This window comes from Klebsiella sp. Ech2A (genome assembly GCF_030078455.1).
Classification (GTDB): Bacteria; Pseudomonadota; Gammaproteobacteria; order Enterobacterales; family Enterobacteriaceae; genus Klebsiella; species Klebsiella terrigena.
Window position 1 is genome coordinate 1 of the sequence record NZ_JAQGFU010000200.1, and the last position, 7,298, is coordinate 7,298.

At 60.2% G+C, this 7,298-nt stretch carries 7 protein-coding genes and 1 pseudogene; 5 read left to right on the top strand and 3 right to left on the bottom strand.

Annotation, left to right across the window (positions count from 1 at the left end):
* The coding region (locus PFH44_RS22805) for a glucose PTS transporter subunit IIA (protein WP_283826241.1) at nucleotides 1-815 on the top strand (815 nt) is incomplete at its 5' end.
* Between the two features lie 15 nt (nucleotides 816-830).
* Entirely contained in the window at nucleotides 831-2,225 is a 1,395-nt protein-coding gene (locus PFH44_RS22810; protein WP_283826242.1) for a glycoside hydrolase family 1 protein, read from the top strand.
* A gap of 22 nt (nucleotides 2,226-2,247) precedes the next feature.
* Here the strand turns inward: PFH44_RS22810 and PFH44_RS22815 are convergent, their stop codons facing one another.
* Nucleotides 2,248-2,982 carry a class I SAM-dependent methyltransferase gene (locus PFH44_RS22815; RefSeq protein ID WP_283826243.1) on the bottom strand — a complete coding sequence of 245 codons (735 nt, stop codon included), beginning with the start codon at nucleotides 2,980-2,982 and terminating at the stop codon, nucleotides 2,248-2,250.
* Between the two features lie 125 nt (nucleotides 2,983-3,107).
* On the opposite strand from PFH44_RS22815, the gene mdtQ reads away from it, so the two are divergent.
* Nucleotides 3,108-4,547: a multidrug resistance outer membrane protein MdtQ gene (gene mdtQ / locus PFH44_RS22820; protein WP_283826244.1), complete on the top strand. Its 1,440-nt coding sequence runs from the start codon at nucleotides 3,108-3,110 to the stop codon at nucleotides 4,545-4,547.
* A gap of 43 nt (nucleotides 4,548-4,590) precedes the next feature.
* Here mdtQ and PFH44_RS22825 read toward each other — a convergent pair whose 3' ends face one another.
* Entirely contained in the window at nucleotides 4,591-5,160 is a 570-nt protein-coding gene (locus PFH44_RS22825; protein WP_283826245.1) for a DedA family protein, read from the bottom strand.
* 239 nt (nucleotides 5,161-5,399) lie between these two features.
* On the opposite strand from PFH44_RS22825, the gene PFH44_RS22830 reads away from it, so the two are divergent.
* Both PFH44_RS22830 and pbpG read left to right on the top strand, forming a co-directional pair.
* A complete protein-coding gene (locus tag PFH44_RS22830) occupies nucleotides 5,400-5,987 on the top strand; it encodes a Yip1 family protein (RefSeq protein WP_045855849.1) in 588 nt (195 codons plus the stop codon).
* A gap of 176 nt (nucleotides 5,988-6,163) precedes the next feature.
* Entirely contained in the window at nucleotides 6,164-7,111 is a 948-nt protein-coding gene (pbpG, locus tag PFH44_RS22835; protein ID WP_095100767.1) for a D-alanyl-D-alanine endopeptidase, read from the top strand.
* Between the two features lie 101 nt (nucleotides 7,112-7,212).
* Here pbpG and PFH44_RS22840 read toward each other — a convergent pair.
* Nucleotides 7,213-7,298 (bottom strand): annotated as a pseudogene (locus PFH44_RS22840) (GNAT family N-acetyltransferase); the annotation flags it as partial.

Genomic DNA, 7,298 nt, shown 5'->3' on the forward strand with positions numbered 1-7,298 from the left:
GCCGCGATGCGCGGCAAAAAGTATTGGCCGGGTCGGCTATCTCTGCCGGGATTTTTGGCATCACCGAACCGGCTATCTATGGCCTGAACCTGCCGCTGCGCCGGCCGTTTATCTTCGGCTGTGTGGCCGGGGCGATCGGCGGGGCGATTGTCGGTTTCAGCGACAGCCACGTTTACTCCTTCGGCTTTGCCAATATTTTCACCCTTGCGCAGATGATCCCGCCCCAGGGCATTGATGCCACCCTGTGGGGCGGCGCGATCGGTATCGTCGCTGCGCTGGTTATCTCCTGCGCGCTGACCTTTGTCGCCGGGCTGCCGAAGAGCAGCGTGGAGCAGGCCGCCGTCGTCACCGCTCAGGCAGGCGAAAACGATATTCTGGCCCCGATGTCCGGCAGCGTTCTGGCGCTGGATCAGGTACCCGATGGCACCTTCGCCAGCGGCCTGCTGGGGCAGGGCGTGGCGATTATTCCCGCCACCGGCAGGGTCATCGCCCCGTTCTCTGGCGAAGTGGCCTCCCTATTCCAGACTAAACACGCGATTGGCCTGCTCAGCGACAGCGGCATTGAGCTGCTGATCCACGTCGGTATCGACACCGTTAAGCTCAACGGCGAGCCCTTTACCGCCCACGTGAAGGAAGGAGACAGGGTGCAGGCCGGTGACCTGCTGCTGGAGTTCGATCGCCAGGCGATTCTGGATGCCGGCTATGACCTGGCAACCCCGATTATTATCAGTAACAGCGACGGCTATCGCAGCGTTGATATTGTCTCTGGCAGCGCGGTTGACGCCGGCCAGCCGCTGCTGTCCGTCAGCCATTAATTACAGGAGAGAGAGATGAAGACATTCCCAAAAACATTTTTATGGGGCGGCGCGACCGCGGCAAACCAGGTGGAAGGGGCGTATCTTGAAGAGGGGAAGGGGCTGTCGACGTCAGACGTTCAGCCGCACGGCGTATTTGGCGACGTGGTTGAACGCGTGGCCGGCGACAGCGGCATCAAGGATATCGCCATCGACTTCTACCACCGCTATCCGGAAGATATCAGCCTGTTTGCGGAGATGGGCTTTAACTGCCTGCGGGTGTCGATTGCCTGGACGCGCATTTTCCCCAACGGCGACGATAGCGAAGCGAACGAAGCCGGACTGGCCTTCTATGACCGGCTGTTTGATGAGCTGGCGCAGCACAACATCACCCCGCTGGTGACGCTGTCGCATTACGAAATGCCGTGGGCGCTGGTGAAAAACTACGGCGGCTGGGGCGGGCGCGAGGTTATCGGCTTCTTTGAGCGCTATGCGCGCACGGTGTTTGCCCGCTATCAGCATAAGGTCAAGCTGTGGCTCACCTTTAACGAAATCAACATGTCCCTGCATGCGCCGATGACCGGCGTCGGCCTGCCGGAGGGCAGCAGCAAGGCGGCGGTCTACCAGGCGATTCATCATCAGCTGGTGGCCAGCGCGCTGGCGGTTAAGGCCTGCCACGAGATAGTCGAAGACGGGAAAATCGGCAATATGCTGCTCGGCGGCCTGATGTATCCGCTCAGCTGCCGCCCCGAAGATATCTTTGAGACCCTGCAGCAGAACCACAGCTGGCAGTTCTTCGGCGACGTGCAGTGCCGCGGCGCCTATCCGGGCTATATGCTGCGCTATTTCCGCGAGCAGGATATCAGCCTTGAGATAACCGACGCCGACCGCGCGGCGCTGAAGGAGACCGTCGATTTTATCTCCTTTAGCTACTATATGACCGGCTGCGTGACCGCCGACGAGGAGCTGAATAAAAAAGCGCGCGGCAACATTCTCAGCATGGTGCCCAACCCGCACCTCGCGAGCTCGGAGTGGGGCTGGCAAATCGACCCGCTGGGGCTGCGCACGCTGCTTAACGTCCTGTGGGATCGCTATCAAAAGCCGCTGTTTATCGTTGAAAACGGCCTCGGCGCGAAGGACAAGGTCGAAGCGGACGGCAGCATCAATGATGACTACCGCATCGCCTACCTGAACGATCATCTGCTGCAGGCGCGGGAGGCTATCGACGACGGCGTCGAGCTGATGGGATACACCAGCTGGGGGCCCATCGACCTGGTGAGCGCCTCGAAGGCCGAGCTCTCCAAGCGCTACGGTTTTATTTACGTCGATCGTGACGACGAGGGTAAAGGTACGCTGGCGCGCAGCAGGAAGAAGAGCTTTAGCTGGTATAAAGAGGTTATTGCCAGCAACGGCGCCAGCCTGAAAGAGTAGGCCGCTCCGGGCCGCCAGCCGGTTACGCCGGCTTACGCGCGCGCAGTAAAAAGATCATCGGCCGTTCTTTTTCTTCATTGAGGCCCGGCTGGGCGGCAATTTGCGCCGCCGTCGGGCCCCACTCGTCAAGATGTTCAATCACGAAGCCGGCGGCAACCAGCAGGTTTATCCAGCTGGCGAGCTTGCGGTGCTGTTTTTTTACCCCATCGGCAAACCAGTTGCTGATGCGCTCGCCCTCCTGCTGATAGTGGCTGACCGGCCAGCTTTTCTGCCCCGCGGCATCTTCCTGCCAGCCCTGACGCAGCGGCGCGGTGTAGACCGGATGCTCGGCGGAAAAGAGCAGCGTGCCGCCGGGGGTTAACGCCTGATACACGGTGGCGAACAGCGGGGCCACGTCCGGTAGATAGTGCAGGGCCAGCGAGCTGTAGACCAGCTCGCAGCCGTTGGCGGGCAGCGTCAGGGTTTGCAGATCGGCGCAGCGGTAGTCAATATCCTGACCCTCGCTCATTTCGCGCGCGCGTTCGAGCATGCGGCTGGAGATATCCAGCCCGCTCACCTGCGCCGCGCCCTGGTCGCGAGCCCAGCGGCAGAACCAGCCGTAGCCGCAGCCGAGATCAACCACCCGCAGGCCGGATAGCGGCGGCAGCATCTGCTGTATGGCGGGCCATTCCAGCGCGCCGTCAAGGCCCTTTACCGAACGGTCAAGGGTCGCGTAGCCGGCGAAAAAGCGCGGATCATCGTAAATATTTTGGCTCATGTTCACTCCGTGAATTCATTTATTTATTTTTAAATAGTTGATTTGGCTAGCCACACGCTTTACTTAACGGCGCGAAGGCAATTAATTTATTATAACCGACCCTATTAAGTCATCTGACCTATCTCATGAACCTGAATCTGAGCAAACGCGTTATCGCCGGGCTGCCCCTGGTCATTGCGCTGGCCGGCTGCGCGCCGTCACACGATACCGGCACTGCGCCGCAGCAGCAGACCCCTGCCTCCCATGTGGCAACGGAGCTGCCTGCCAGCGTGAAAAACGGCTGGCCGCACGACAGCTGGTGGCAAGAGTACCGCGATCCGCAGCTGAACAGCCTGATTCAGCGCGCCTTAGCCAACGCGCCGGATATGCAGATTGCCGATCAGCGGATAAAGCTGGCGGAAGCCCAGGCGCGGATGTCGCAGGCCAACCTTGGCCCGGAGATGGACTTTTCCGCCAACGTTGAGCGGCAGAAAATGTCCTCAGAGGGGCTGATGGGGCCTTTTGCGACCGATACCGATGGCAACACCGGGCCGTGGTATACCAACGGCACCTTCGGCCTGACGGCGGGCTGGGATCTGGATCTGTGGGGGAAAAATCGCGCGCTGGTGAAGGCCCGCATCGGCGAAGTGAAGGCGCAGATAGCCGAGCAGGCGCAAACCCGGGAGCTGCTGGCAAGCAGCGTGGCGCGCCTCTACTGGCAGTGGCAGACCGAGGCGGCGGTGAAAAACGTGCTGCAGCAGCTGAAGGATGAGCAGAACAATATCGTCAGCGTCGATCGCGCGCTGTACCAGCGCGGGATCACCAACTCGGTTGAGGGGGCGGAGAACGATATCAACGTCAGCAAAACCGATCAGCAGCTGGCCGATGTCACCGGCAGCATGAAGGAGATTGAGGCGCGTCTGATGGCCTTAACCAACAGCCAGAGCCGGGCGCTGAACCTCCGTCCGGCGCCTCTGCCCGCCGTCAGCACGCAGATGCCGACCGAGCTGGGCTACGAGCTGCTGGCGCGCCGCCCGGATCTGCAGGAGGCGCACTGGTATATCGAAGCCTCTTTAAGTGAGGTGGATGCGGCGAAAGCGGCGTTCTATCCGGATATTAACCTGATGGGCTTCCTGCAGCAGGATGCCCTGCATTTAAGCGATCTGTTCCGCCACTCGGCGCAGCAGATGGGGCTCTCAGCGGGCCTGACGCTGCCTGTCTTTGATAGCGGCCGCCTGAACGCTAACCTGGATATCGTCAGCGCGCAGAACAATCTGTCGGTGGCAAAGTATAACAAAGCGGTCGTTGACGCGGTGAATCAGGTGGCGAAGGCGGCGAGCCAGGTAGAGACCCTGATGGAGAAAAATCAGCAGCAGCAGCAGGTCGAAAAAGACGCCGGGCGGATGGTGGATCTGGCGCAGGCGCGGAGGAACGCCGGGATCCTGCCGGGTTCGAAAGTGAGTATGGCGAAGCTTCCGGCGCTCGAAGAGCGGATTTCCGCGCTGCGCCTGCACGGTCAGTGGCTGGATGCCAACATTCAGCTGACCTCCGCGCTGGGCGGCGGCTACCGCCAGGCCGCGAAGTAATCCCGTTTTCCCCGGCGACGACGACGTCGGCCGGGGTGCCCGTCTACTCTTTTCTTTGCGCCTCGCGGCGCTTCAGCCACCAGTGCGCGGCGACCACCAGCACAACCGCAAGGATCAGCCAGACTGCGTGCTTGAGATGGCCATCAAGATGGTGCAGCCACGGGCCAATGGCTTCTCCCCCCAGGTAGCCGAGGGTGGTGAACAGCAGCGCCCAGACGATCGCCCCGAGGATATTGAGCGGCAGAAAGACCTTCGGCGGCAGGCGGCTGGCGCCGATCAGCAGCGGGCCGATGATGCGAAAGCCGTACATAAAGCGCGTCCCGATGACGAACAGGTAGGGGCGGCGCTGGATCATGCGCTGCGCCTTGCGGATCCGCGCCTGCTGGCGGGAAAAGCGTCGCAGCAGCCGGCCGCCAAAATGCCTGCCGAGCAGGTACAGCAGCTGATCGCCAATCATCCCGCCCAGCGCCACGGAAATGACCACCAGCGGAAACTTCAATAAGCCCTGATGCGCCGCCACTCCGCCAAGGAGGGTGATAGTTTCGCCTTCCGCTATGCTGCCGATGACCAGCGCAGCGTAGCCATAATGGGAAATCAGGTTATTGATATCCATAAAAAAAATCCTCCCTCCTCGCGGCATCTTTCCGGCAGAGCCGGCGCGCGGCCTGTGCCGGGCCCGGCCGCCACTCTTAACCGTCCTGAATGACGCGACGTTTTTACCCTAAAGCCTAAGCATACACCCTGGCGCTTAAAATGAGGTTAAGTGCCTTTTTATCGCTGTACGCAAAATAATCTCTCAGGGTGAATTATACTTGTATCACTGCTGTACGAAGCCGTGACAAGGGGGACGCTATGAACCATGTCTGGGGACTCTTCTCTCATCCGAATCAAGAGATGAGCGTTATCAAGAGCGAAAACGAAACGATTTCGCATCACTACACGCACCACGTGCTGATCATGGCGGCGGTTCCGGTTATCTGCGCGTTTATTGGCACCACGCAGCTGGGCTGGAACTTCGGCGATGGCACCGTGATAAAACCGTCGCTGTTTACCGGGCTGGCGCTCGCGGTGCTGTTTTATGCCGTGATGCTCGCCGGGGTGGCGGTGATGGGGCGGGTCATCTGGTGGATGGCGAGAAGCTATCCGCAGCGGCCCTCGCTAAAACGCTGCATGGTGTTTGCAGGCTACGTCGCGACGCCGCTGTTTTTAAGCGGGATCGTGGCGCTCTATCCGCTGGTTTGGCTGTGCGCGTTTGTCGGCACGGTGGCGCTGTTTTACACCGGCTACCTGCTCTATCTCGGGATCCCAACCTTCCTGAGTATCAATCGTGAAGAGGGGCTAAGCTTTGCCAGCTCCACCCTCGCAATTGGGGTGCTGGTGCTGGAAGTGCTGCTGGCGATAACCGTTATCCTGTGGGGCTACGGCTACCGGCTGTTCTAACAACATACATTGCCAGCATAAATGGATTTTTATGCTGGCAATGCAGCATTTGCTCACTATTCTTATTAGCCAGGCGCGGCCGTGGCGCGGTATGATGGCTTTTGCCAGCGTCGTTTTTGCTTCAGCGCCGCAGCGTACGTGTATAACGTGCAAAAATACTTTTCAGAATGCTCACCATGCCGAAATTTCGAGTTTCTTTGCTCAGCCTGACTTTGCTACTGGCTGTTCCTTTTGCGCCCCAGGCGATAGCAAAAACCCCCGCGACCGTTCACGCCATGCAGCCGGATATCGCTTCCGGTAGCGCGATGATTGTCGATCTTGCGAGTAAAAAAATTGTCTACCAGAGCCAGCCGGATCTGGTTCGCCCGATGGCCTCCATCACCAAAGTGATGACCGCCATGGTGGTCCTTGATGCCCATCTGCCGCTGGATGAGATGCTGAGCGTGGACATCAGCCATACCCCGGAAATGAAGGGGATCTATTCACGCGTGCGCCTGAACAGCCAAATCAGCCGCCGCAACATGCTGCTGCTGGCGCTGATGTCTTCAGAAAACCGCGCCGCCGCGAGCCTCGCCCACCATTATCCCGGCGGCTATGACGCCTTTATTCGCGCGATGAACGCCAAGGCGCAGGCGCTGGGCATGACCCATACGCGCTACGTTGAACCGACCGGCCTGTCGATTCACAACGTCTCGACCGCGCGCGATCTGACCAAACTGCTGATTGCCACCGAGCAGTATCCGCTGATCGGCCAGCTGAGCACCACCAAAGAGGATATGGCCACGTTCGCCCAGCCGGCCTACACGCTGCCGTTCCGCAACACCAACCACCTGGTGTATCGCGATAACTGGAATATTCAGCTGACCAAAACCGGCTTTACCAACGCCGCGGGCCACTGCCTGATCATGCGCACGGTGATTAATCAGCGCCCGGTGGCGCTGGTGGTGATGGATGCGTTTGGCAAATATACGCACTTTGCCGACGCCAGCCGCCTGCGGACGTGGATTGAGACCGGGAAGGTGATGCCGGTTCCGGCTTCGGCTCTGAGCTATAAAAAGCAGCGTGAAGCGCAGATGGCTGATGCGATGCTGAAAGGCGGCGCGCAGACCGCGCAGAACGATTAATCGGACGCCAGGCTTTGCCCAAAGCGCCGGCTCGGGGATTGCCCGTCCCGGCGCGTTTGGCTCTCCCCGCAGGCGACGCCGCTGCGGGTCCTCGCCCAAATCTACTCCGGTATCGTCAGGTCGCCGTCGCCAAGCCGGCGCTGCATAATCAGCGTATCCCGCCAGTCACCCATCTTGTAGCCCACGC

What these genes read in the sequence shown, in the direction of transcription:
- PFH44_RS22830 (WP_045855849.1), top strand. Translation starts at nt 5,400, where the DNA reads ATGAACCATGTCTGGGGACTCTTCTCTCATCCGAATCAAGAGATGAGC.
- PFH44_RS22815 (WP_283826243.1), bottom strand. Translation starts at nt 2,982, where the DNA reads ATGAGCCAAAATATTTACGATGATCCGCGCTTTTTCGCCGGCTACGCG.
- mdtQ (WP_283826244.1), top strand. Translation starts at nt 3,108, where the DNA reads ATGAACCTGAATCTGAGCAAACGCGTTATCGCCGGGCTGCCCCTGGTC.
- PFH44_RS22810 (WP_283826242.1), top strand. Translation starts at nt 831, where the DNA reads ATGAAGACATTCCCAAAAACATTTTTATGGGGCGGCGCGACCGCGGCA.
- PFH44_RS22825 (WP_283826245.1), bottom strand. Translation starts at nt 5,160, where the DNA reads ATGGATATCAATAACCTGATTTCCCATTATGGCTACGCTGCGCTGGTC.
- pbpG (WP_095100767.1), top strand. Translation starts at nt 6,164, where the DNA reads ATGCCGAAATTTCGAGTTTCTTTGCTCAGCCTGACTTTGCTACTGGCT.